Origin of the sequence: Streptomyces sp. T028, from assembly GCF_048159505.1 — a bacterium.
In the GTDB taxonomy this organism is placed as follows: Bacteria; Actinomycetota; Actinomycetes; order Streptomycetales; family Streptomycetaceae; genus Streptomyces.
Window position 1 is genome coordinate 1 of the sequence record NZ_JBLRVZ010000080.1, and the last position, 21,501, is coordinate 21,501.

The 21,501-nt window shown below is 69.6% G+C and carries 18 protein-coding genes and 1 pseudogene; 10 read left to right on the forward strand and 9 right to left on the reverse strand.

Going from position 1 to position 21,501, the window contains the following annotated elements; genetic code table 11:
• Nucleotides 1-419 (reverse strand): annotated as a pseudogene (locus ACLZN2_RS48725) (hypothetical protein); the annotation flags it as partial.
• 203 nt (nt 420-622) lie between these two features.
• On the opposite strand from ACLZN2_RS48725, the gene ACLZN2_RS48730 reads away from it, so the two are divergent.
• Entirely contained in the window at nt 623-1,270 is a 648-nt protein-coding gene (locus ACLZN2_RS48730) for a dihydrofolate reductase family protein (protein WP_416986516.1), read from the forward strand.
• Nucleotides 1,271-1,361: 91 nt separating this feature from the next.
• On the opposite strand, the gene ACLZN2_RS48735 is transcribed toward ACLZN2_RS48730, so the two are convergent.
• From ACLZN2_RS48735 to ACLZN2_RS48745, 3 genes are all read right to left on the reverse strand, one after another.
• On the reverse strand, nt 1,362-1,928 hold the full coding sequence (locus ACLZN2_RS48735) for a lamin tail domain-containing protein (RefSeq protein ID WP_416986517.1): 567 nt from the start codon (nt 1,926-1,928) through the stop codon (nt 1,362-1,364).
• Nucleotides 1,929-2,235: 307 nt separating this feature from the next.
• Entirely contained in the window at nt 2,236-4,473 is a 2,238-nt protein-coding gene (locus ACLZN2_RS48740) for an MMPL family transporter (RefSeq protein WP_416986518.1), read from the reverse strand.
• A 155-nt stretch (nt 4,474-4,628) separates the two neighbouring features.
• Nucleotides 4,629-5,228, reverse strand: a complete 600-nt coding sequence (locus ACLZN2_RS48745) for a TetR/AcrR family transcriptional regulator (protein ID WP_416986519.1) — start codon at nt 5,226-5,228, stop codon at nt 4,629-4,631.
• A 213-nt stretch (nt 5,229-5,441) separates the two neighbouring features.
• Here ACLZN2_RS48745 and ACLZN2_RS48750 point away from each other — a divergent pair, with 213 nt between their 5' ends.
• Nucleotides 5,442-8,783 carry a S41 family peptidase gene (locus tag ACLZN2_RS48750; protein ID WP_416986520.1) on the forward strand — a complete coding sequence of 1,114 codons (3,342 nt, stop codon included), beginning with the start codon at nt 5,442-5,444 and terminating at the stop codon, nt 8,781-8,783.
• Here the strand turns inward: ACLZN2_RS48750 and ACLZN2_RS48755 are convergent.
• Complete coding sequence (locus tag ACLZN2_RS48755; RefSeq protein WP_416986521.1) at nt 8,772-9,995, reverse strand: glycosyltransferase; 1,224 nt, start codon at nt 9,993-9,995, stop codon at nt 8,772-8,774. The two genes, ACLZN2_RS48750 and ACLZN2_RS48755, sit on opposite strands and share 12 nt — an antisense overlap.
• 518 nt (nt 9,996-10,513) lie before the next feature.
• On the opposite strand from ACLZN2_RS48755, the gene ACLZN2_RS48760 reads away from it, so the two are divergent.
• Entirely contained in the window at nt 10,514-11,317 is an 804-nt protein-coding gene (locus ACLZN2_RS48760) for an exodeoxyribonuclease III (RefSeq protein WP_416986522.1), read from the forward strand.
• 78 nt (nt 11,318-11,395) lie between these two features.
• Here the strand turns inward: ACLZN2_RS48760 and ACLZN2_RS48765 are convergent, their stop codons facing one another.
• The 3 genes from ACLZN2_RS48765 to ACLZN2_RS48775 all read right to left on the reverse strand — a co-directional run bounded on the left by ACLZN2_RS48765 (nt 11,396) and on the right by ACLZN2_RS48775 (nt 14,157).
• Nucleotides 11,396-12,832 carry a caspase family protein gene (locus ACLZN2_RS48765; protein WP_416986523.1) on the reverse strand — a complete coding sequence of 479 codons (1,437 nt, stop codon included), beginning with the start codon at nt 12,830-12,832 and terminating at the stop codon, nt 11,396-11,398.
• 2 nt (nt 12,833-12,834) lie between these two features.
• Nucleotides 12,835-13,254: an effector-associated constant component EACC1 gene (locus tag ACLZN2_RS48770; protein ID WP_416986524.1), complete on the reverse strand. Its 420-nt coding sequence runs from the start codon at nt 13,252-13,254 to the stop codon at nt 12,835-12,837.
• A gap of 216 nt (nt 13,255-13,470) precedes the next feature.
• Nucleotides 13,471-14,157, reverse strand: a complete 687-nt coding sequence (locus ACLZN2_RS48775; RefSeq protein ID WP_416986525.1) for a MerR family transcriptional regulator — start codon at nt 14,155-14,157, stop codon at nt 13,471-13,473.
• 148 nt (nt 14,158-14,305) lie between these two features.
• Between ACLZN2_RS48775 and ACLZN2_RS48780 the strand changes: the two genes are divergently transcribed.
• From ACLZN2_RS48780 to ACLZN2_RS48795, 4 genes are all read left to right on the forward strand, one after another.
• Complete coding sequence (locus tag ACLZN2_RS48780) at nt 14,306-15,823, forward strand: flavin-containing monooxygenase (protein ID WP_416986526.1); 1,518 nt, start codon at nt 14,306-14,308, stop codon at nt 15,821-15,823.
• Nucleotides 15,820-16,695, forward strand: coding sequence for an alpha/beta fold hydrolase (locus tag ACLZN2_RS48785; protein WP_416986527.1), 876 nt, complete (start codon nt 15,820-15,822; stop codon nt 16,693-16,695). Before ACLZN2_RS48780 ends, ACLZN2_RS48785 begins: the two co-directional genes overlap by 4 nt.
• Nucleotides 16,692-17,576, forward strand: a complete 885-nt coding sequence (locus tag ACLZN2_RS48790) for an SDR family oxidoreductase (RefSeq protein WP_416986528.1) — start codon at nt 16,692-16,694, stop codon at nt 17,574-17,576. The genes ACLZN2_RS48785 and ACLZN2_RS48790 overlap by 4 nt, the downstream gene beginning before the upstream one ends.
• Nucleotides 17,577-17,694: 118 nt before the next feature.
• Nucleotides 17,695-17,874 carry a hypothetical protein gene (locus ACLZN2_RS48795; RefSeq protein WP_416986529.1) on the forward strand — a complete coding sequence of 60 codons (180 nt, stop codon included), beginning with the start codon at nt 17,695-17,697 and terminating at the stop codon, nt 17,872-17,874.
• A gap of 420 nt (nt 17,875-18,294) precedes the next feature.
• On the opposite strand, the gene ACLZN2_RS48800 is transcribed toward ACLZN2_RS48795, so the two are convergent.
• Nucleotides 18,295-19,644: a hypothetical protein gene (locus tag ACLZN2_RS48800; RefSeq protein ID WP_416986530.1), complete on the reverse strand. Its 1,350-nt coding sequence runs from the start codon at nt 19,642-19,644 to the stop codon at nt 18,295-18,297.
• Between the two features lie 285 nt (nt 19,645-19,929).
• Between ACLZN2_RS48800 and ACLZN2_RS48805 the strand changes: the two genes are divergently transcribed.
• The 3 genes from ACLZN2_RS48805 (at nt 19,930) to ACLZN2_RS48815 (ending at nt 21,408) form a co-directional block, all read left to right on the forward strand.
• A complete protein-coding gene (locus ACLZN2_RS48805) occupies nt 19,930-20,301 on the forward strand; it encodes an ATP-binding protein (protein WP_416986533.1) in 372 nt (123 codons plus the stop codon).
• Nucleotides 20,298-20,762 carry a hypothetical protein gene (locus tag ACLZN2_RS48810; RefSeq protein WP_416986531.1) on the forward strand — a complete coding sequence of 155 codons (465 nt, stop codon included), beginning with the start codon at nt 20,298-20,300 and terminating at the stop codon, nt 20,760-20,762. Before ACLZN2_RS48805 ends, ACLZN2_RS48810 begins: the two co-directional genes overlap by 4 nt.
• Before the next feature lie 184 nt (nt 20,763-20,946).
• Entirely contained in the window at nt 20,947-21,408 is a 462-nt protein-coding gene (locus tag ACLZN2_RS48815) for a glycine-rich domain-containing protein (protein ID WP_416986532.1), read from the forward strand.
• Nucleotides 21,409-21,501 lie beyond the last annotated feature (93 nt).

The following is a 21,501-nucleotide window of genomic DNA, read 5'->3' on the forward strand; positions in this document are numbered from 1 at the left end:
CAGCGCCGCACTGCCACGCCTGAGGACGGGGCGGCGAGGCTGAGTGCCGCAGTACGCGAGGTCGACGAGCGCAGCCGTGGAGAGCGGCTGTGAATCGGTTGGCCGCAGTCGCCAGGCCACCACGAACGGCTTGAGGTCGGCCTCACCGCCGTACCTCCCGAGACGCCGAATCGCCCCGCCGGCGATTCGGCTTCCCCTGCCCGGCGAGCAAGGTGGACGACGACGGAACACAGCAGGTACGGCCATGCCCCGGGCGCCGGGAAGGTCACGAACGGCGCCAGGGCGAGGCCGATGATCATGCCGCCGCCCGCGATCAGGGTGAAGCCGACCAGCTTGTCGGTGATGCGGTGGGCGATGGCGTTCCAGCCGGCGTGAGTGACCGCCGCCAGCAGCACGGCGGCGGTGACCAGCGGCGTCACGCGGTGCGCTCGCGGACGTCCACGACGGTGGCGGCGGCGTGTTCGACCCCGGGATGCCGCCGAACGACGCAGGTGAACGGCCGCGCGGGGCAATCTTTGGAAGAACCCAGGCGCCGCTGTCGATCCAGCCACGTCCCGTTCGACATCCTGATGGAGGACGCGATCGCCCTCCGAGGAGGCGACAGGACCTGATGAGGAAACACATGGATCAGCTGCTGCGCGTGCAGAACTTCACCATCTCGAGCGACGGCGTCGCCGCCGGCGAGGACCAGAGCCTGGAGCGGCCTTTCGGCCACAGCATCGATCCGGGAAAGCTCTTCGCCTGGGCCGGCGCCACGGCGAGCTGGCCCAACCGCACCGAGCCCGGGGGCAGCCGGGGCCTCGACGACTACTTCACCCGGGATTTCAGCCACAACATCGGCGCCGAGATCATGGGCCGTAACAAGTTCGGGCCCCAGCGCGGCCCGTGGCGCGACCACGAGTGGCGCGGCTGGTGGGGCGACGAGCCGCCCTTCCACACGCCGGTGTTCGTCCTGACCCACCACGAGCGTCCATCGTTCACGCTCTCCGACACGACGTTCCATTTCGTGGACGGCGACCCCGCCACCGTTCTGGCGCAGGCGCGCAAGGCCGCGCAGGGCAAGGACGTCCGGCTCGGCGGCGGCGTGACCACCATCCGGGAGTTCCTCGACGCCGATCTCGTCGACACCCTGCATGTGGCCGTCTCACCGGTGAAGCTCGGGTCCGGGCTACGCCTCTGGGACTCGCCCGAACAGCTGCTGGACCGGTTCCACATGGAGGTCGTGCCCAGCCCGAGCGGCGTGACGCACCACCTTTTCTGGCGCAGATGACAAGAGGGACGACGCGGGACAGACCCCACGACACACGACAGCGCGCCCGCCCCCGGCAGAAGGGGTCGGGCGCGCCGTCGGTGAGGGTGTGTCAGTGGCGGTCGCCGCCGTGGTCGTGGCGGTCGCCGCCGTGGTGGCGGTGGTCGCCGCGGTCGTGGCGGTCCCAGCCGTGGTCGTGGCGGTCCCAGCCGCCGTGGCGGCGGCTGCCCCAGGACTCGTCGTCGACGAGGCGGTTGCGGTCGTTGCGCAGGGTGGCCGTGTCCGCGCGGTTGTCCCACACCTCGCGGCTGAGGTCCTGGAACAGGTCGGTGCGGGTGTCGCGGCCCTCACCGGTGTGGATCCGGACGGTGGCACGGGCGGCCAGGCGGTAGTCGCCGAAGGTGTAGGTGTCGCCGTCCCGGTTCGACAGCGTCCACCCGTCCAGGTTGATCGCGTGGCGGGTGGTGTTGGTGAGCTCGACCCACTCCCGGTTCAGGGAGCGGTTGGAGCGGTCGTCACGGCCCGGCGCGTCGTACTGGACGGCGCTGATCTCCACCTTCGGCCGCTCGGCGCGCGGGTGGCCGGCGGCGGACGCCGGGAGCGCCGAGGCGCCGACGACGGCGGCGGCCGCGAGGGTGGCTGCGGCCAGACGGCGGGCGGAAACAACGGAAGCGGACACAAGGTCTCCTTGTTTTGTGCGAGTTACGACCGTATCGGCCGCAGAACCCACACTTGACCACCACACGTCCCGCAAGCATCCGATTGACGCCTCACGTTACGAATCATCCATATTCCGGTGACACTAGCCTTCTATGTCCATCTATGTACTGAAGGCTCTGAGTCGTTGTCAGATCTACCCTCCGGGCGGTCGCGATGATCGGGCGTCACCCGAAAGTGGGTCACAACGGGCGAGGCGAACAAAAAGCCGGTGAGGGCGCCCCGTCCCCACGGAACCCTCACCGGCGGTCTTCACACGAGCGGTCGGATCACGCTCGTACGAGCTCCCTCTCCTCGTCGGGGTCGGCGTCCTTCGCGTCGGCGGCGGTGCGCAGCCCCTCTCCCTCGACGTCCACGTTGGGCAGGGCTCGGTCCAGCCACTTCGGCAGCCACCAGGCCTTCTTGCCGAGGAGCGCGAGGACCGCGGGGACGATCGCCATGCGGACGACGAACGCGTCGAAGAAGACGGCGATCGCGAGGCCGAAGCCGATCATCTTGATCATCGACTCGCTGGAGCCGATGAAGCCGGCGAAGACGGCCATCATGATGACCGCGGCGGCGGCGACCACCCGGGCGCTGTACCGGAACCCGGTCACCACGGCCTGGCTCGGGCTCTCGCCGTGGACGTACGCCTCGCGCATCCGGGTCACGAGGAACACCTCGTAGTCCATGGCCAGGCCGAACACCACGCCCACCATGAAGATCGGCATCATCGACATGATCGGGCCGGTCTCCTCGACGCCGATCAGGCTCGCCAGCCAGCCCCACTGGAAGACCGCGACGACGGCGCCGAGCGCGGCCAGCACGCTGAGCAGGAAGCCGAGGGCGGCCTTCAGCGGGACCAGGATCGAGCGGAAGACGACGATCAGGAGGAGGAAGGCCAGACCGACCACCAGGCCCAGGTACGGGATCAGGGCGTCGGTGAGCTTCTGGGAGAAGTCGATGTTCATGGCCGTGGTGCCGGTGACCAGCACCTTGGCGTCCGTGTCCGCCGTCACGCCGGTGCCGGCGTCGCGGATGGCGTGCACCAGGTCCTCGGTGTCGGTCGAGGACGGCTTGGAGTCCGGGATCACCGTGATCATCGCGGTGTCGCCGGCCTTGTTGAAGGTCGCCGGGGTGACGGTGACGACGTCCTCGAGGTTCTTGACCTCGTCGGTCACGGCGGTGGCGGCGGCCTTGGGGTCGGCGCTGCCCTTGGCGTCGACGACGAGCATGAGCGGGCCGTTGAAGCCGGGGCCGAAGCCGTCGGAGAGCAGGTCGTAGGCGCGCCGCTGGGTGGTGGACGTGGGCTGCGAGCCGTCGTCGGGCAGGCCGAGCTCCAGTTGGGTGGCCGGGAGGGCGATCGCGCCGAGACCGACCACGCCGAGCAGGAGGACGGCGACGGGACGGCGGACGACGAAGCTGGCCCAGCGGGCGCCCATGTTGGGCTTCACCGGAGCGTCGGCGTCCGCGTCCTTCGCCGGGCGGCGGCGGCCGAGCAGCTTGCCCTTCTCGCCGGCGGGCCTGACCTTGCGGCCCGCGTAGCCGAGCAGCGCGGGGATCATGGTGAGGGCGATGAGGACGGCGACGACGACCGTACCGGCGGCCGCGAGACCCATCTTGGTCAGCATCGGGACGCCGACGACCGAGAGTCCGGCGAGGGCGATCACGACGGTGAGGCCGGCGAAGACGACCGCGGAGCCCGCGGTGCCGGTGGCCCGGCCGACCGCCTCCTCGCGGCTGCGGCCCTCGGCGAGTTCGGACCGGTAGCGGGAGACGATGAACAGCGCGTAGTCGATGCCGACGGCGAGGCCGATCATCAGCGCGAGGGTGGAGGTGGTGTCGCCGAGGTCGAGCGCGCTGGCGAGGGCGGTGATCGTGGCGACGCCGATGCCGACGCCGATGATCGCCGTCAGCAGCGGGAGTCCGGCGGCGACGAGCGAGCCCAGGGTGACGACGAGGACGACCGCGGCGAGGGCCAGGCCGATGATCTCACCGGTGGCGGCCTGGTCGGGTTCGGCCTGGAGGGCGTCACCGCCCATCTCGACGGTCAGCCCGGCGTCCCTGGCCTTGTCGGCCGTGGTTTCCAGGGCCTCCTTGGAGGAGTCCTTCAGTCCGACGGCGTCGACCTCGTACTTCACGGACGTGTAGGCGACCGTGCCGTCCTTGCTGACCGCGTTCGTCGTGTACGGGTCGGTGACGGAGGCGACCTCGGAGCCGTCGCCGAGTTCCTTGACGGTCTTCTCGACGGCCGCCTTGTTGGCGGCGTCGGTCATCTTCTCCCCCTCGGGCGCCTTGAAGACGACCCGTGCGGTGGCGCCGTCGGCGCTCGAGCCGGGGAAGCGCTGTTCCAGCAGGTCGAAGGCCTTCTGGGCCTCGACGCCGGGGATCGAGAAGGAGGAGGAGCCGGCGGCGGGCGCGGAGGCGGCGCCGACGCCCGCGAGCGTCAGCAGGGCGATCCAGAGCAGGGCGACGAAATGCCGCCGCCGGAACGAGAACCGGCCGAGTTTGTAGAGGAACGTGGCCACGGAGGCGTACTCCCGGTCAGGTCGTGGGGTGTGCGGCGCCCGGGCCGGGGGTTCCGGCACAGGCACCGAGGGCAGGGGTGACCACCCGGCGGGGAGGCAGGGGTGATCGGCCCGACGACGTGAGCGGTGACGTCAGGTGGGGCGGTGGGGAAGGGTCAGCTGGTGGGCGCGCCGAGGGCGGGGAGGACCACGGCGTCGATGTACGAGGTGAGGTAGGCCCCGGTGGGCGGCTGGTCGTCGATCAGCGCCCGGGTGGCGAAGGCCCCGACCATCATGGGGATCAGGAACTCCAGTGCCGGGCAGTCCGCGCGGACCTCGCCCCGGTCGACGGCCCGTTGCAGGACGCGCCGGAACGCGGCCATCTCGGGTTCGACGAGCTGACTGCGGAACACCTCGCGCAGATGCTCGTCGTTGTGGATCGCCATGGCCACCCCCCGCATCAGCGCGGAGTTGCGCTCCATGGTGCAGTCGTCCTCACGCGCCATCAGCGCGTGCAGGTCGCCGTGGAGCGAGCCGGTGTCGACCTCGTCGGCCGGTCCCGGCTTGTCGTGCCTGATGGCCTTCACCACCAGCTCGGCCTTGCCGCCCCACTGGCGGTAGAGCGTGGCCTTGCTGGAGCGGGTGCGGGCCGCCACGGCGTCCATGGTCAGGGCGTCGTAGCCGACCTCGCGGAGCAGATCGAGCACGGCGCCGTACAGCTCGGCCTCGCGCTCGGGTGTGATCCGACTGCGACGCGCGGTTGCGGTCTCGGTCATCCCACTCACCTTTCGGCTCCGTCACCCACAGGTCTCGTACGTCCATCGCGTACATCCATGAAGATACCCTGAGACCGTTCGAAACGAAACCGTTTCGTACGTGTGCTGACTCACGTCCGTGAGGAGCAGATAAGAACGGACAGGGAGCGGACGGGGAGCGGACAGGGGACCCGACAAGTTGACCGGGCCCATTTGCCGGAAAAGCATGGGTAGGTGAGCTATCTGCGCCTGCCCCATCTCAGCGGTGACCTCCTGTGCTTCGTGACCGAGGACGACCTCTGGCTGACCCGGCTGGACAGTCCGGACCGCGCCTGGCGCCTCACCGTCGACCGCACGAAGGCCGGACACCCCCGCTTCTCCCCCGACGGCCGCCTCATCGCGTACACGAGCTGGCGAAGTCTCGTCCCCGAGATCCACCTGGTGCCGGTGGACGGCGGCCCCGGGCGGCGGCTGACCTACTGGGGCAGCCCCGACACCCAGGTGTGCGGCTGGACCCCGGACGGCGACATCCTCGCCGTCGCCTCCCACGGCGAGCCCTTCTCCTACTTCACCTGGGCCTACAAGGTCCCCACCGACGGCTCCCCCGGCAGCAAACTGCCCTGGGGCCCGGTCTCCGACATCCAGGTCGCCGACCTCGACGACGAACGCAGGACCCTGCTGCTCACCGGCACTCCCCCGCACGAACCCGCCGGCTGGAAGCGCTACCGGGGCGGCGCCATGGGCCGCCTCTGGCTGCACGGACAGCGGCTCCTGGAGGACCTCGGCGGCCACCTCCACTCCCCCCTCTTCGCCGGCGGCCGGATCGCCTTCCTCTCCGACCACGAGGGCGTCGGCAACCTCTACTCCTGCGCCTACGACGGCTCCGACCTGCGCCGGCACACCGACCACGACGCCTTTTACGCCCGGCACGCCGCCACCGACGGCACACGCGTGGTGTACCAGTGCGCCGGGGACCTGTGGCTCGTCGACGACCTGGCCGCCGGCTCCGGGCCGCGCCGGATCGACGTACGGATGGGCGGCCCGCGCGCGGGGCGGCGCCGGTACCAGATCCCGGCGGCCCAGCACGTGGACGGCCTGTCCGTCGACGAGACCGGGCGGGCGAGCGCCGTCGTCGTGCGCGGCAGCCTGTACTGGCTGACCCACCGCGACGGACCCGCCCGTACGATCACGGACCCGCCCGGGGTGCGCGTGCGGCTCCCGGAGATGCTCGGCTCGGGCGGGCAGGTCGCGTACGTCACCGACGCCGAGGGCGAGGACGCCGTCGAGATCGCCTACCTCCCGCGCGCGAGCGGGGACCGCGAACCGAGGCGGCTGGCCTCCGGGGAACTGGGCCGGGTCCTGGAGATGATCTCGGACCCGGACGGCGAACGGCTCGCGATCGCCTCCCACGACGGCCGACTGCTGCTGATCGACGCGACCGAGGAATCTGGGGGCACCTCCCGGACGGAGTCTGGAGGAGGCGAGGTCACCGAGCTGATCGCGTCCGTCAACGGCCCCGTCCGCGACCTCGCCTTCTCCCCCGACGGCACCTGGCTGACCTGGTCGCATCCGGGCATCGGCCGGTCGCTGCGGCAGATCAAGATGGCCCGGATCCCGGGCGTGGGGCAGGGCGAACGCCTGATCGTCGACGTCACCAACGGCCGGTTCGAGGACGAGAACCCCGTGTTCACCCGGGACGGCCGCTACCTCGCCTTCCTCTCCTGGCGCGGCTTCGACCCGGTGTACGACGTCCACACCGGCGACCTCTCCTTCCCGCTCGGCTGCCGCCCCTACCTGGTACCGCTGTCCTCCGCGACCCCGTCCCCCTTCGCGCTGAACCCGGAGGGCCGACCGGCCGCCGGAGGACTGGACCCGGTGGAGGAGGACGAGGGCGGGGGCGGCGACGGGACGGTGACCGTGGAGGTCGAGGGCCTGGAGAGCCGGGTCACCCCGTTCCCCGTCCCCGCCTCCAAGTACTCGTCGCTGTGCCCGGTCGCGGGCGGCGGACTGGTGTGGCTGCGCTGGCCGATCTCGGGCGCGCTGGGCGAGACGTTCGCCAACCCGGACGACATGAGCGGCCGGCCCACGCTGGAGCACTTCACCATCGGCAAGGCGAAGAAGTCCGAACTCATCGGCCATCTCGACTGGTTCGCGGTCAGCGGGGACGGCTCCCGGCTCGTCGTCATCGACGAGGGCGAGCTGCGGGCGGTGCCGTCGAGCGAGTCCGGCGACCTCGACACGACCGTGTGGATCGACCTGCGCCGCATCATGCACGAGGTGGATCCGGGCGCCGAGTGGCGGCAGTCGTACGAGGAGGCGGGCCGGCTCATCCGGGCCTACTTCTGGGACCCGGGGATGTGCGGCATCGACTGGGACGCGGTGCTCGACCAGTACCGCCCGCTCGTCGAACGGGTCTCCTCCCCCGACGAGTTCGCCGACCTGCTCCGCGAGGTCCTCGGCGAACTGGGCACCTCGCACGCGTACGTCACCCCCGCCCGCCGCAACGAGGGGCCGCCGCACTACCAGCGCCGGCAGGGCCTGCTGGGCGCCAACTTCGTACGACGCGACGGCGGCTGGACGGTGAAACGCATCCTGGCCGGCGACTCCTCGGACTCCAAGGCACGCTCACCGCTCGCGGGCACGGGCATCCGCGAGGGCGCGGTGCTGACGCATGTCGACGGCCGCCCGGTGGACCCGCTCCAAGGCCCGTATCCCCTCCTGGCGGGGGCGGGCGGTACGACGGTGGAGCTCACGTTCGCCCAACCCGTCGCCCACCACCACCCTTCCAAGGAAGGCCCTTCGGGCCCCTCTCTTTCTGCGGAGGGCACCGCGGGGCGCGCACGGCGCGTGGCCGTGGTCCCGCTCATCGACGAGCGCCCCCTGCGCTACCAGGACTGGGTCGCCAAACGACGCGCGGTGGTGCGGGAGTTGAGCGGCGGCAAGTGCGGCTACCTGCACATCCCCGACATGGGCGGCTCCGGCTGGGCCCAGTTCAACCGCGACCTGCGCATGGAGGTGTCCCGCCCCGCCCTCATCGTCGACGTGCGCGGCAACGCGGGCGGACACATCAGCGAACTCGTCGTGGAGAAGCTGACCCGCACGATCCTCGGCTGGGACCTCACCCGCAACGCCCAGCCGGTGTCGTACGCCTCGAACGCCCCGCGCGGCCCGGTGGTCGCCCTCGCGGACGAGGCGACCTCCTCGGACGGCGACATGATCACCGCCGCGTTCAAGCTGCTCAAGCTCGGCCCGGTGGTGGGCCAGCGCACCTGGGGCGGGGTCGTCGGCATGACCGGCCGCCACCAGCTCGGCGACGGCACGGTCATCACCGTCCCGATGAACGCCGCCTGGTTCGACGCCTACGGCTGGTCCATCGAGAACCGGGGCGTCCTCCCCGACCTGGAGATCCTCCGCACACCCCTCGACTGGGCGGAGGGCCGCTACGCCCAACTCGACGACGCGGTCCAACTGGCCCTGGACCTCCTCGACACCAACCCCCCGGCCTCCCCACCGGACTACAGCGCCGTACCGGACCGCTCCCGCCCGAAGCTCCCGCCACGCGCCTCAGGGGCGTGACGCGGCGGCGGTCCGGTCTACGGCGTCGAGCAGCAGCTTCGCGGCCACCGCCGCCCCGTCGGTGCGGATGCCGTCGGCCACGGTCCTGGCCCGTGCGCGGACCTCGCCGCTGAGAGCTGTCGCAAGGGCTGCCGTGAGGGACTCGGTGGTCGGAGCCGAGCCGTCGTGTGCCGCGCCGATGCCCAGGGCGGCCACCCGCCCCGCCCAGTACGGCTGGTCCGCCGCCTGCGGCACGACCACCTGCGGCGCGCCGGCCCGGGCGGCCGTCGTGGTGGTGCCCGCGCCGCCGTGGTGCACGACGGCGGCCACCCGCCCGAACAGCGCCTGCTGATTGACCTCGCCCACGACGAAACAGTCGTCCTGGTCGTCGATCGCGGCCAACTCGGCCCAGCCGCTGCCGACAAGTACCCGGCGGCCGTGCGCGCGGACCGCCTCGATGGACACCCCGGCGATGTCCCCCGACACGCCGCGCATACTGCCGTAGCCGACGAACACCGGAGGTGTGCCCGCGTCCAGGAACGCCAGCAGGTCGTCCGCCAGCGGGCGTTCGTCCGGCAGGATCCACGCCCCGGTGTGCACGACGTCCAGCTCCGGCGTCTCCCGCCAAGGGCCCAGGGCCGGGTCCGAGGCCAGCCACGGCCGGTCGGTGAAGATGAAACCGTGGACGTCGTCCACCGGCGGCAGACCGACCGAGGCCCGGTGGGCGTTGAGCGCCCCGCCGTGCAGCGCGTTGAACGTCTGGGCGTTCAGGTCCCACAGCGCCAGGTTGTCGGTCACCTCCGGCGGGAACGACTGGCCCGGCAGCAGCGCGGGCGGCGCCTGGTGCGGCGACCGCAGCAGGAACGGGCAGAAGGTCGCGTACACATAGGGGATACCGAGTTTCTCGGCCGCCGACCGCGAGGCGAAGTGCGCGAGCCCGGTCGCCAGCAGGACGTCGAACCCCTCGGCCGCGGCGACGACCGTGCCGTACTGCGCGGCCAGTTCGGCCGCACGCCGCGAGGCAGCCGACTCCGTTCCCGGCGCGGCCATCGTGCCCATCGGCCGGCCGACCGGCACCACCTCCACACCCACCCGGTCCAGCAGCCGGGCGAACACCTCGTCCGGCGGCGCACACACCCGCACCTGCGCCCCGAGCTCCCGTAACCGCACCGCAAGCGCCACCAGCGGCTCGACATCCCCCCGCGACCCATACGTCGACAACAACACGCGCACGATGCAACTCCCGTTCCCGCAGCCACCAGCTCCCTGACCCGCCGATTCTGCGCCACCCCTACGCCCTTGCGGCAAGCCCCCCACCGCGCTATACGTTGATCACGGCAGGGCTTGCCATTTCAGGAGCACGGGGGCTTTGAAGGGGTCGGTGCGCTGGACGAGTAGGGCGAGGGCTCCGTCTTGGCGGGTGAACCCAACCATGATCGAGCGGCGGATGCGTTCGAGGGCGACGGCGGCCGGGTCGGACGGGGCTGGGCGGTCACTCGATGGACTGGCTCTGACTGTTCCGCCAGGGGTGCCCCACCTACCAGCATTCCCGCACTTCAAAGACGGGGCCGCTCCAAACCGTCCTTGAACGATCAATCAAGTGTGCGCCGCGTGGCCATGCGCAAGACCGATGACGGTCCGCGGGTCGCCGTGGCATCCAGTGTGGGAGCCGGACCCATGGGAGCCGGCGGGGAGGTTGGCCGCGTCTAGCTAGTAGCGTGCGTAGGTCTTCCCCTGCCATGGAGAGTGTTTTGCTAACAGTGACCTCCGTCAATGTGAACGGGCTGCGTGCCGCAGCGAAGAAGGGTTTCGTGGGGTGGCTCGCGGACACCTCCGCCGATGTGCTGTGTCTTCAGGAGGTGCGCGCCGAGCCGGAGCAGCTGCCCGAGTCGGTCCGCGCGCCCGAGGGCTGGCATGTCACGCACGCTCCCGCCGCCGCCAAGGGCCGGGCAGGTGTCTCCCTCTACACCCGCCGTGAACCGGACGCCGTCCGGATCGGCTTCGGCTCGGCCGAGTTCGACGGCAGCGGCCGGTACGTCGAGGCCGACCTGCCCGGCGTGACGGTCGCCTCCCTCTACCTGCCCTCCGGCGAGGTCGGCACGGACCGCCAGGACGAGAAGGTCCGTTTCATGGACGAGTTCCTGGCGTACCTCAAGGACCTGCGCGAGCGCGCCGCCGCCAACGGCCGCGAGGTCCTGGTCTGCGGCGACTGGAACATCGCCCACCAGCAGGCCGACCTAAAGAACTGGCGCTCCAACACCAAGAATTCCGGCTTCCTGCCGGAGGAACGGCAGTGGCTGACGCGGGTCTACGCCCCCGAGGACGGCGGCTACGCCGACGTCGTACGCACCCTGCACCCGGACGTGGAGGGCCCGTACACGTGGTGGTCGTACCGGGGGCGGGCGTTCGAGAGAGATTCAGGTTGGAGGATCGACCTTGCCGTTGCGAGCCCTGGCCTTGCCAGGAAGGCGGTCAAAGCGCTCGTGGAACGGGCTGCCAGCCATGACGACCGGTGGTCGGATCACGCTCCCGTGACGGTCGTCTTCGACATGTGAAAGCATCGGGCCGACTCGCGCGATCGCCCGAGCGCGCTGCTGTACTCGTAGGGTCGGTAGACGTCTCACCTCATTATGTCAGCCGCCCTGAGATACTGTGTTCAGCGGGATTTGGTGCCCATCGACAACGAGTCGTTTTGGCGCACTGTGGATCCCGTCTCCTCCGACCTCCAGCATTGCGTTCCGATCGCGTGAACCGTCGGTCAGCGTGAAGTTGTATTCACCGGTCAGGCCGCTGGCCGATGTGCGAATCGGGCGACCATCGACACTGAGCACGTCGCGTGGTGCCGACTTGATGACAATCACGTGGACCGACTGTGCGAGGCTTACTGTGAGAGTGGTCACCCGTGAAAGGAACCCGACGCGAACAGTGGAAACTTGGGCCCACCATTCTGCGCGCATTTCAGGGCCATCCGCTTTGTGGACCTGAGGCGATGGGGTGGCACCCTCTCGATCGGCTTCCACCTGGGAGAAGCCCCTGGAGATCGAACCCGTCTCAGGTTCTGCTTCCTGATCGGTCTCCAGTGGAGGCGAGACCAAATCGAGGCCTGGTTGCGTTGATGATTGCGTCGCTTCCAAAAGGCTCAAACGGTCGGCAGCCGCAAGCGAAACGGCTTTGCTGTCGTCGTGCGCAAGCCGACGGATTTCCTCTGCCACCCGCTCGCGTACGTGGGCGTTCCCGATCCGAAACAGGTGAGCCAGGCCGTCCAGTGCAGCAAGCCGCTCAGCCGCGATGGGGCTGCCGAGGGAGTGCTGTAGATGTACGGGGAGCTGCCAGTTGATGTTCCGGGCTATGACGATACGGCCTTCGACGTTGTCCTGCTTCTTCGGCCGTTGTTGAGGCATCTCATCGACTACCCGGTCGTGTACATAGCTGTACAGCTCGTCGAGCGTGATGTTCCCATCTCCGTCCAGGTCCGCGCTCCCGTCTCGTAGTCCGGCTACGAGATAACGGGTGAACACTGATTGCGCAGCCTCCCCGCTGACCTGACTACCTTCGAACGAGTACTGGGTGGCATCGGAAGCGGTCAGGACGGTGCGTCCCGATCCTTGGAACTTTTCCAGTGCATGAACGGCTGTGTCACTCTTGCTTCCCCGTCCTGCGGGGAAGGCGCCGCTGTAGCAGCAGTCGAGGACGAGGACTTTTCGTCTGGACATGCAGCTCGACATTGCCTGGTCGATCTGCTCAGCGCCCAGAGAGGTGAAGAGTAGGTTGTCGCGGCGAGTATTGGTCGTTGCCAAGTAGAGGCGACCGTGATCGTCTTTCAGGCCATGCCCGGTGAAATAGAGCAAGGTGAGATCGTCGCGCCTCCGGTCTCGATAGAGATCGCTGATTGCCTCTCCGATCCGGTGGTGCGGCTCGTTGATCAAGGGGGTGACCTCGAACCCGGCGATGTCAGGGTCCGCGAGTACGGAAGCCAGCGCCTCCGCGTCGTGTGCTGGGGCGAGCAACTGCCGGAGCCCAGGATCTTGGTATTCGTATGTAGCGATCAGCAGTGCCAGCCGACGTCCCACGGCTACCTGCCCCTGTGGCGGAGGATATAGGCGTCGATCAAGGACTGGCGCTCCTGAGTGGAGGCTCGTTCCAGCTCTATCGTGTCGCCGTCGATGGTCAGCGAGATCCGATGGCGAGCGGACTGCCGCTGGAGCCAGTCGCGCAGAGTTTCGATGAGGGAGGTGAATACTCCGCTCGACGCGCTCATCGCCACGATGACCGCCCCAAGAGTGACAGCGTCTGCCGCCTTTGCAGCCGCGGGAGCCGGCCCCGCGGGGACTGATGTGATCGCATCGACGTCCAGCTCCGCGATCTCGCCTCTCACTTGGCGGATCAGTTCCTCCGCTGCCTCCGAGGCCATCTCGGCATTGGGTGTGAGAGTCAGAGCAACGTACAGTGTGCCGCCTGCCAGGATGCTGCTACCAGGTTCCTCATGCCGCATACGGTTTCCCCCTGATTGTTGGTGACAATTTCTAGCGCACAGCCAGTGCGTCTGCCCAGTGGAAAGGAGGTCTTGGTGTCTCTGCTCATCCAGAAGCGTTCCGATCGGGGCAGGTCGGTGGCATGGTGCCCTTTTGGTTATCCCCCTATTGATCGACACTGCCAACGGGCAGGATGCTGAATTGTGGCGTATTTTTCCTCCGCCGTCCGACGCCACTCAGCGGTTGTGCCTGGCGGGCCCTGCCGCCGTGTTCCGGGTCTGAGCCTGTTTCCGCAGCCGCCGGTCCAGCGCCAGGGACAGTTCCGCCTCCACCACGCTGCGGGCCAGTGGTCGCAGGCGGGGCAGGTCGGCCGGGGTGCCGTGGCGCAGGACCAGGGCCGTGAAGAGTTCGGCGAGGGCGTCGGCGTGTTCGCGGACCCGGGCGCCCGCTGCCAGGACGTCGGCGAGGGGGATGCCCTCGCGGACCAGGGCGGAGGAGACGTCCAGGAGGCGGCGGCTGATGTGGACGATCTCGTCGCCGTCGGTGGCGAGGTAGCCGAGTTCGAGGGCGGCGGCGAGGTTCTCGGGGGTGACCTGGCCCTCGAAGCGGGCGGCGAGTTCCTCGGGGGTGAGGCGGATCGGCTCCTCCTCGGTGGGGCCGCCGACGCCGATCAGGTCGGCCACGTCACGGCCGTGGTCCAGGGCGTCCGCCAGCTCGGCGATGCCGGTCAGGGTGTGGCCGCGGTCGAGGAGGGCGGCGATCGTGCGCAGCCGGGCCAGGTGATGGTCGTCGTACCAGGCGATACGGCCCTCGCGGCGGGGTGGCGCGAGCAGTTTGCGCTCGCGGTAGAAGCGCAGGGTGCGCACTGTGATGCCGGCCTCCCTGGCCAGCTCCTCCGTCCGGTATTCGCGCTTGTCCGCCACGGCCGAAGCCTATGCCGAACCGCCGGTACCCGCGGCGGCGGCCGCTGATGTGAACGTCCTTCCCCCGACCCCTACCGCTCAGTACGGCGCTGCTCTACAGTCCGACCGTGCCAGTGTTCACTGGCAGGGTTGCGAAGGAGGTGTCGGCATGACCGAGCACGTGCGGGTGGCGGTGATCGGGTCCGGGTTCGGCGGGCTGGGGGCCGCGGTGCGGCTGCGCCGCGAGGGGATCACCGACTTCGTCGTCCTGGAGCGGGCCGCCGGCGTCGGCGGCACCTGGCGGGACAACAGTTACCCGGGGTGCGCCTGTGACGTGCCCTCCCACCTGTACTCCTTCTCCTTCGCGCCCAACCCCGACTGGCCGCGCACCTTCTCCGGGCAGGAGCACATCCGCGCCTACCTGGAGCACGTCACGGACACCTTCGGCCTGCGACCGCACCTGCGGCTCGGCTGCGAGGTGCAGCGGATGACCTGGGACGCGCAGGAGCTGCGGTGGGACGTCGAGACGAGCGGCGGGCGGTACTTCGCCGACGTCGTCGTCTCCGCGACCGGGCCGCTGTCCGACCCGAGGATCCCGGACGTCCCCGGCCTCGACACCTTCCCCGGCCAGGTCTTCCACTCCGCCCGCTGGGACCACGACCACGACCTCACCGGCAAGCGGGTCGCCATGGTCGGCACGGGCGCCTCCGCGATCCAGATCGTGCCCGCGATCCAGCCGGGCGTCTCCCGGCTGACCCTCTTCCAGCGCACCCCGCCGTGGGTGATGCCGCGGGTCGACCGGGCCATCAGCGGCGCCGAGCGGGCCCTCCACCGGGCCCTGCCCTTCACCACCCAGCTGCGGCGCGGACTGCTCTGGGGCATCCGTGAGCTGCAGGTCCAGGCGTTCACCAAGCACCCGAACGAGCTCGGTCTCGTCGAGCAGCTCGCCAAGCGCAACCTGGCCCGTTCGATCAAGGACCCGGTCCTGCGCGCCAGGCTCACCCCCGACTACCGCATCGGCTGCAAGCGGATCCTGCTGTCGAACGCCTACTATCCGGCCCTCGCCCAGCCGAACGTCGACGTCGTCGCGAGCGGGCTCAGCGAGATCCGCGGCTCCACGCTGGTCGCCGCGGACGGCAGCGAGGCCGAGGCCGACGTGATCGTCTTCGGCACGGGTTTCCATGTCACCGACATGCCGATCGCCGAACGGGTGTTGGGCGCCGACGGGCGGACCCTCGCGGAGAGCTGGAAGGACGGGATGTCCGCCCTGCGCGGCGCCTCCGCCGCCGGCTTCCCCAACTGGATGTCGATCATCGGCCCGAACACCGGCCTCGGGAACTCCTCGATGATCCTGATGATCGAGTCCCAGCTGAACTACATGGCCGACTATCTGCGGCAGCTGAACGTCCTCGGGGGGCGCGCCGCCCTCGACGCCCGGCCCGGCGCCGTCGACGCCTGGAACGCGCGCGTGCAGGACCGTATGAGGCGGACCGTGTGGAACACCGGCGGCTGCACCAGCTGGTACCTCGACGCCAACGGCCGCAACACCACCATCTGGCCGGGCACGACGAGCGAGTTCCGGCACGCGACCCGGCGGGTGGATCTCGCGGAGTACGAGGTGCTCCGAGCGCCTGCTTCGGTACCGGAGGCCCGCAAGAGCGCGGAGAAGGACGGGGTCACCGCATGAGCCCAGCCCGTGACCTCACCGCCCTCTCCGCCGACGGCACCCCCCTGCACGTCGAGGTGCACGGCCCCGAGGACGCGCCCCCGGTCGTCCTCGCCCACGGCTGGACCTGCTCCACTGCCTTCTGGGCGGCCCAGATCCGGGACCTCGCCGCCGATCACCGGGTCATCGTCTACGACCAGCGCGGCCACGGCCGTACCCCGCCGTCCCCGGTGTGCAGCACGGACGTGCTCGCCGACGACCTGGAGGCCGTGCTCGCCGCGACCCTCGCGCCCGGCGAGCAGGCGGTGATCGCCGGGCACTCGATGGGAGGGATGACCGTGCTGGCCGCCGCCGCGCGCCCCCGGGTGCGGGAGCACGCCGCCGCCGTCCTGCTGTGCAGCACGGGTGCGTCGCGGCTGGTCGCCGAGTCCACCGTCGTACCGCTGCGGCCGGGCCGGCTGCGGACCTGGCTGACCGGGCGCGTCCTCGGGTCGCGGGCGCCGCTCGGGCCGGTCACGCCGGTCGCGAAGCGGATCCTCAAGTACGCCACGATGGGCGCCGGTTCGGCCCCGCACCTGGTGGAGGTGTGCGCGCGGATCGTGCACGCCTGCCCCCGCACGGTGCGGCACGCCTGGTCGCGGGTACTGAGCGCGCTCGATCTCGACCATGCCGTACGGGAGTTGCGGGTGCCGACGGCGGTCGTGGTCGGCACCGGGGACCGGCTGACGCCGCCGGTGCACGCGCACCGGATCGCGGCGGCGCTGCCGCACTCCCTGGGGGTGACCGAGCTGCCCGGGCTCGGCCATATGACGCCGGTCGAGGCGCCCGAGCTGGTCAACGGCAGGATCCGGGAACTCGTCCGCACGTACACGCAGTTGAAGGAGGGCGCATGAGCAGGGTCGGTCTCGAGGGACAGGTCGCCGTCGTCACCGGTGCCGCGCGCGGGGTCGGGGAGCTGCTCGCGCGCAAGCTCTCCGCGCGCGGGGCGAAGGTCGCGCTGGTGGGGCTGGAGCCGGACGCGCTCAAGCAGGTGTCGGAGCGGCTGCACGGCGACAGCGGCCACTGGTACGCCGACGTCACCGATCACGAGGCGATGACCAGGGTCGCGGCGGAGGTGAAGGACCGCTTCGGCAAGGTGGACATCGTCGTCGCCAACGCCGGTGTGGCGTCCGGTGGACCGTTCGTCGACTCCGACCCGGAGGCCTGGCGCCGGGTCATCGAGGTCAACCTCATCGGTTCCGCCGTCACGGCCCGCGCGTTCCTGCCGGTGCTGCTGGAGAGCCGCGGCTATCTGCTCCAGATCGCCTCCCTCGCCGCGATCACGCCCGCGCCGATGATGACCGCGTACTGCGCGTCCAAGTCGGGCGTGGAGGCGTACGCGCACAGCCTGCGCGCCGAGGTCGGCCACCGGGGTGTGCGGGTCGGCGTGGGCTATCTGTCCTGGACCGACACCGACATGGTGCGCGGCGCCGACCAGGAGGAGGTCATGCGGGAGTTGCGGCAGCGGCTGCCGTGGCCGTCGAACAAGACGTACCCGCTCGGGCCGGCGGTGGACCGGATCGTCGCCGGGATCGAGCGGCGGTCAGCCCATGTGTACGGGCAGTGGTGGCTGCGCGGGATGCAGGGCGTGCGCGGCTACCTCCCCGGGATCATCGGGATCGTCGGGCAGCGGGAGATGAAGCGGTTCGCGCCCAGGTTGCAGGGCATGCGGACCGGGCTGGTGGGGGCGGGCGGGGCGGCCGACGAGGAGGCCCGCGCTACGCACCGTAGTTGATCGAAATGCGGTGCGTGTCCGCCCGTGTGAATCTGGTCGAGGCCCCACCAGCGGGCCCCGGCAAGGGGCCCGAACCCCCGGGGCCCAACCCCTCATCTCCCTACAGGAGTGAACCCACATGGGCATGAAGGACAAGATGCAGGACCAGTCCCAGCAGTGGCAGCAGCAGGCCAAGCAGAAGGCCAAGCAGGCCAAGGAGCAGGTCCAGCAGCGTGGCCGGCGCCGTGAGACGGACCCGGAGACGGAGCGGATGCAGCGCGAGGAAGAGGACCGGCTCAACCAGGACTACGACGCCTAGTCGCTGCGCTTGGCTTCGGCCGTGAACGTGGGGTGCCCTTCCCTTGGGGAGGGTGCCCTGCGTTTTTGTTTTGGGTTCGGTGTCGGGTGCGGGGCGGTGGGGGCTTTCGCGCGCAGTTCCCCGCGCCCCTTGAAAAACGCGCAGTTCCCCGCGCCCCTTCAAAAGCCGGATCCTCGCGTCCCTGAAAAGTCCGTCCCCGCGCTCCTTCAAAGCCGCGCCAGACCGACGCGGAGATCAAGCAACATGCCGCACGCCTCGACGCCCTCGAACGCACCCGATGGCCTCTGCCGTCCCTAACCGCCCTGGTCGCCATTCTCGGTCTGGCCCTGTCCTCATAGCAGCTCGCTCACCAGTGGACAGATGCGCCCCCGTCACCGGCCCATGCCGGGGGCGCATTCGTTCCTTCGGCGCGTAGGGCTGTCAGCTTTTCAGCGCCGCGACCTCCCGCGCTCGTCCGGCCAGTTCCCGCACCGGCCGCGCCGTCACGTGCCTCCGCAACTGCGTGCGCATCGTCTCGAAGTGGTCATCACCTCGGGCCGATGAAACGTGCTCGTACTCGTCCAGGAACCGCCCCCACGAATCACACGACGCGTCGAGATGCCCATACGCATACTGTCGTTGTGCCAGCAGCGCGTACGAATGCACGCGCCCTTGCCTCTCCACCTTCGGTTGCACCTTGATCGACTGCTGAAGAGCCTTGATGCTCCCTGGTAGGTCACGTTCCTCGTACAGCACGTGAGAGAGGTGGAACAGCCACGCCGTTTGGTCATAGCCGCCGATCGCGTCCCGACGGTTGTCCGCCTGAGACAGTGCGACCTCGGCTTCCCTCAACCGGCTGTGCGCCATGTTCCGATCGCCGACCATGCTCGCCGCGTGTGCCTGCTGCCCCCGCAGGAACGCCACCAGGCGAGGCCCCGCAGCAGGCGCGGCCTCTGCAGCCGAGTCGGCAAGCTCCAACGACTTCCGTCCGTAGCCGAGATTGGATGCCTGCAAGCTCATGCCGCGCAGCGTACGACAGTAGGTCACGTGGTCTTGCGCCTCGCTCGCCAGCTTCAACGCTTTGACGTAATAGGTCTGGCCAAGGCCATGGGCCTTTTCGTACATGGCCATCCACCCGGTCAGATATGTCAGGTCGGATGCGGCACCAAGCATGTCGAGGCGTACCTGTTCACTTGCCTGTGCACGCAGCCACGGCCCCACCGTGTTGACGAGGAACGCAGCAGCCATGGGCCGGGCGTGCCCCGCGCCGAGTTCGTCAAGGATGTCCGCGATCCGTTCCGTCATGGTGCGCACCGCCGCAACCTGCGACGCACCAACACGGATCGTCCTCTTGCTGGGACCAACCAGCTGATCCACGGCGTGCGCAGGGCTGGAGAAGCCAGGGACAGCAAGAGCCGCGGAGAAAACGCCCGCAGCGATTACGCCGCGCCGGGATGGGTCCATATCCGCCCTTCCGAGGTCTATCAACTCCTCGACAGTGTCGGCCTGGTCGTGCCCAAGAACTGACGGGGCGGGTGTGAGCCCTGCCTCGGCATGAGTGACGGGCCGACCCAGCTGTGCCGAGAGCGCCTCAACGATCAGGGCCCTGACCTCGGGCTTCGGACGCGCACCGGCGATCCAGTGCGAAACGGTGGATTGGCTGTAGTGGAGATCCAATCCCGCCTGTACGCCGAGGCGGTTCACGCGCTGCGCGAGCTGCGTCCGAGTCAATTGCGCCTGGTCAAGTAACCCCGCAAGGGCAGGGTTGGGCGTGCGTTTGTTCCTGGCCATGCCTCATCTCCCGACGACATTCATGGCGTTCACGTTCCCACCGGCCTCCAACGGTACCCGCGGAGGGTGACCGCACGGTTACCCCTTCACCGAAACCCCGACTGATCTCGGCCTACCAGGGGGCCTGGTTTGACCATGACCGAAGAGCACGTGTCCGGTACGGGCGAGCGACAACGCCCCGCCGTCCACACTGAACTACCCGTCGACTCCAGCATCACCAAAAAGGCAGTCCAGGACAGCAGGCGGGCATACCCCGCACTGCAAGTCGGCCCGCCGCCGACCCTTTTGCTGGTGAGCGAACCCGAATCAGCGAGAGTGGCCCGCCAGTTCGTACGTGAGTACGTCGGTTACCACGTGCCGGAGGCAAGCAAGGACCACGCCGAGACCGTCGTACTGATCACGTGCGAGCTGGTCACCAACTCAATCCGCTACGGGACCGAGCCCGATGACCTCGTACGGATCGTGATCGACTCCGACGACAGCCGAACCCGCGTCGAGGTACACGACCCCGTCCGGCGCCGTCCTCGCGTACGGCCCGAATCCGACCAGCGCGACCGAGGGCGCGGCCTGCTCATCCTTGACTTCCTGTGCCACCGGTGGGGCGTGACCGAGATCCCCCTCGGCAAAGCCGTGTGGGCAGAGGTGAACGCACTGTGACCGTACCCGAGGTAAAGGCACCGCCCGGCCCCGGATTCGTCGCCGGCATCTGCTTGGGGACCGGCGTGCACCGGGACTACCTGTTCCCGATTGCCCAACTGCTCGCCTATCACGCGCCGCCGCGCCTCGACCGTGAGAGCGTCGGCAGCATCCGCGAGGGCATGCAGGCCTTCGCCGAAGCGCTACGTCTCGGCCCGCACGACGGCCCTCCGCCGCCCATCGGGCACCGTATCCGCATACGGCAGGGCTCCCCTTGGCTCGACTACGGCGACGGCACACGCCGGCTGCAACTGCCCGCCGCCCGGTCGTGGCTGGACGTCGTCGAGGCCGGCGGGCCCGTCCGCATTCTGGTCGTGTTCGAGCCGCTTGCCGCCGGGGCCGGACTCGCAGAGATCGACGCGCACGTACGCGAGTGCTTTGAGCGCGGCGCGATGCGCTGGGGCACGACGTATCACGTCTGACCTGCTCGCCATGCACGGAAGAACGGGCCGCCCCGAGGTGAGATGGACCCCGGGCCGACCCGCCAGAGGTCGAGCGTAACGGGCCTGAAGCCCCGCCCCGCCCACCAAGTAGGAGCAAGGCCGAAAGTGGGCGGGGCGGTCAGCAAGTGCAAGCAACCATCCACAAGCCATGGAGGCAAGCAACGTGACCACGATGCAGGAACACCCCGCAACCGACGCGCGTACGCTGCTCAGCGCGGAGATGCGGGCAACCCTCGTGTCCAACATGATCGACAAGTTCCCACAGCACAGCGAGGACAAGGCAGACCGAGGTGTCGGGCAGATGCTCGCATTCCTCGCGGCCTGCGACTACGCCGGTCGGCCGCTCAGCCCCTCGCCGCTCGTCGACGACTTCTGGCACGCCTTCCTGCTGCACACCAAGGCGTACGCCGAGTTCTGCGAGCAGAGGTTCGCCAGGTTCCTGCACCACCAGCCCGGATTCCTCGACAAGGAGGAGCACGGCGGGGGCAAGACCCTGCATGCCCTGACCGTCGACTCGATCACGCTCGCCGGGTACGAGATCGACATGGAGTTCTGGCCCGAGCTGGACCTCGCGGACTGCTCGCAGTGCCACGCGAACTGCTCGGACAGCCCGAACCACCCGTAAGAGGGCAGTACGTGACGTGATGCCCGTTTCGGGCTTTCGGGTGGGGCTGTCGGGCTGGTCGTGGCCTGACCAGGCGGCTACGACTGTGGCTTG

Bases quoted from the DNA above. Each gene is read 5' to 3' on its own strand.
- ACLZN2_RS48730 (WP_416986516.1), top strand. From the start codon at position 623: ATGGATCAGCTGCTGCGCGTGCAGAACTTCACCATCTCGAGCGACGGC.
- ACLZN2_RS48795 (WP_416986529.1), top strand. From the start codon at position 17,695: ATGGGCATGAAGGACAAGATGCAGGACCAGTCCCAGCAGTGGCAGCAG.
- ACLZN2_RS48770 (WP_416986524.1), bottom strand. From the start codon at position 13,254: ATGCGGCATGAGGAACCTGGTAGCAGCATCCTGGCAGGCGGCACACTG.
- ACLZN2_RS48790 (WP_416986528.1), top strand. From the start codon at position 16,692: ATGAGCAGGGTCGGTCTCGAGGGACAGGTCGCCGTCGTCACCGGTGCC.
- ACLZN2_RS48785 (WP_416986527.1), top strand. From the start codon at position 15,820: ATGAGCCCAGCCCGTGACCTCACCGCCCTCTCCGCCGACGGCACCCCC.
- ACLZN2_RS48745 (WP_416986519.1), bottom strand. From the start codon at position 5,228: ATGACCGAGACCGCAACCGCGCGTCGCAGTCGGATCACACCCGAGCGC.
- ACLZN2_RS48800 (WP_416986530.1), bottom strand. From the start codon at position 19,644: ATGGCCAGGAACAAACGCACGCCCAACCCTGCCCTTGCGGGGTTACTT.
- ACLZN2_RS48780 (WP_416986526.1), top strand. From the start codon at position 14,306: ATGACCGAGCACGTGCGGGTGGCGGTGATCGGGTCCGGGTTCGGCGGG.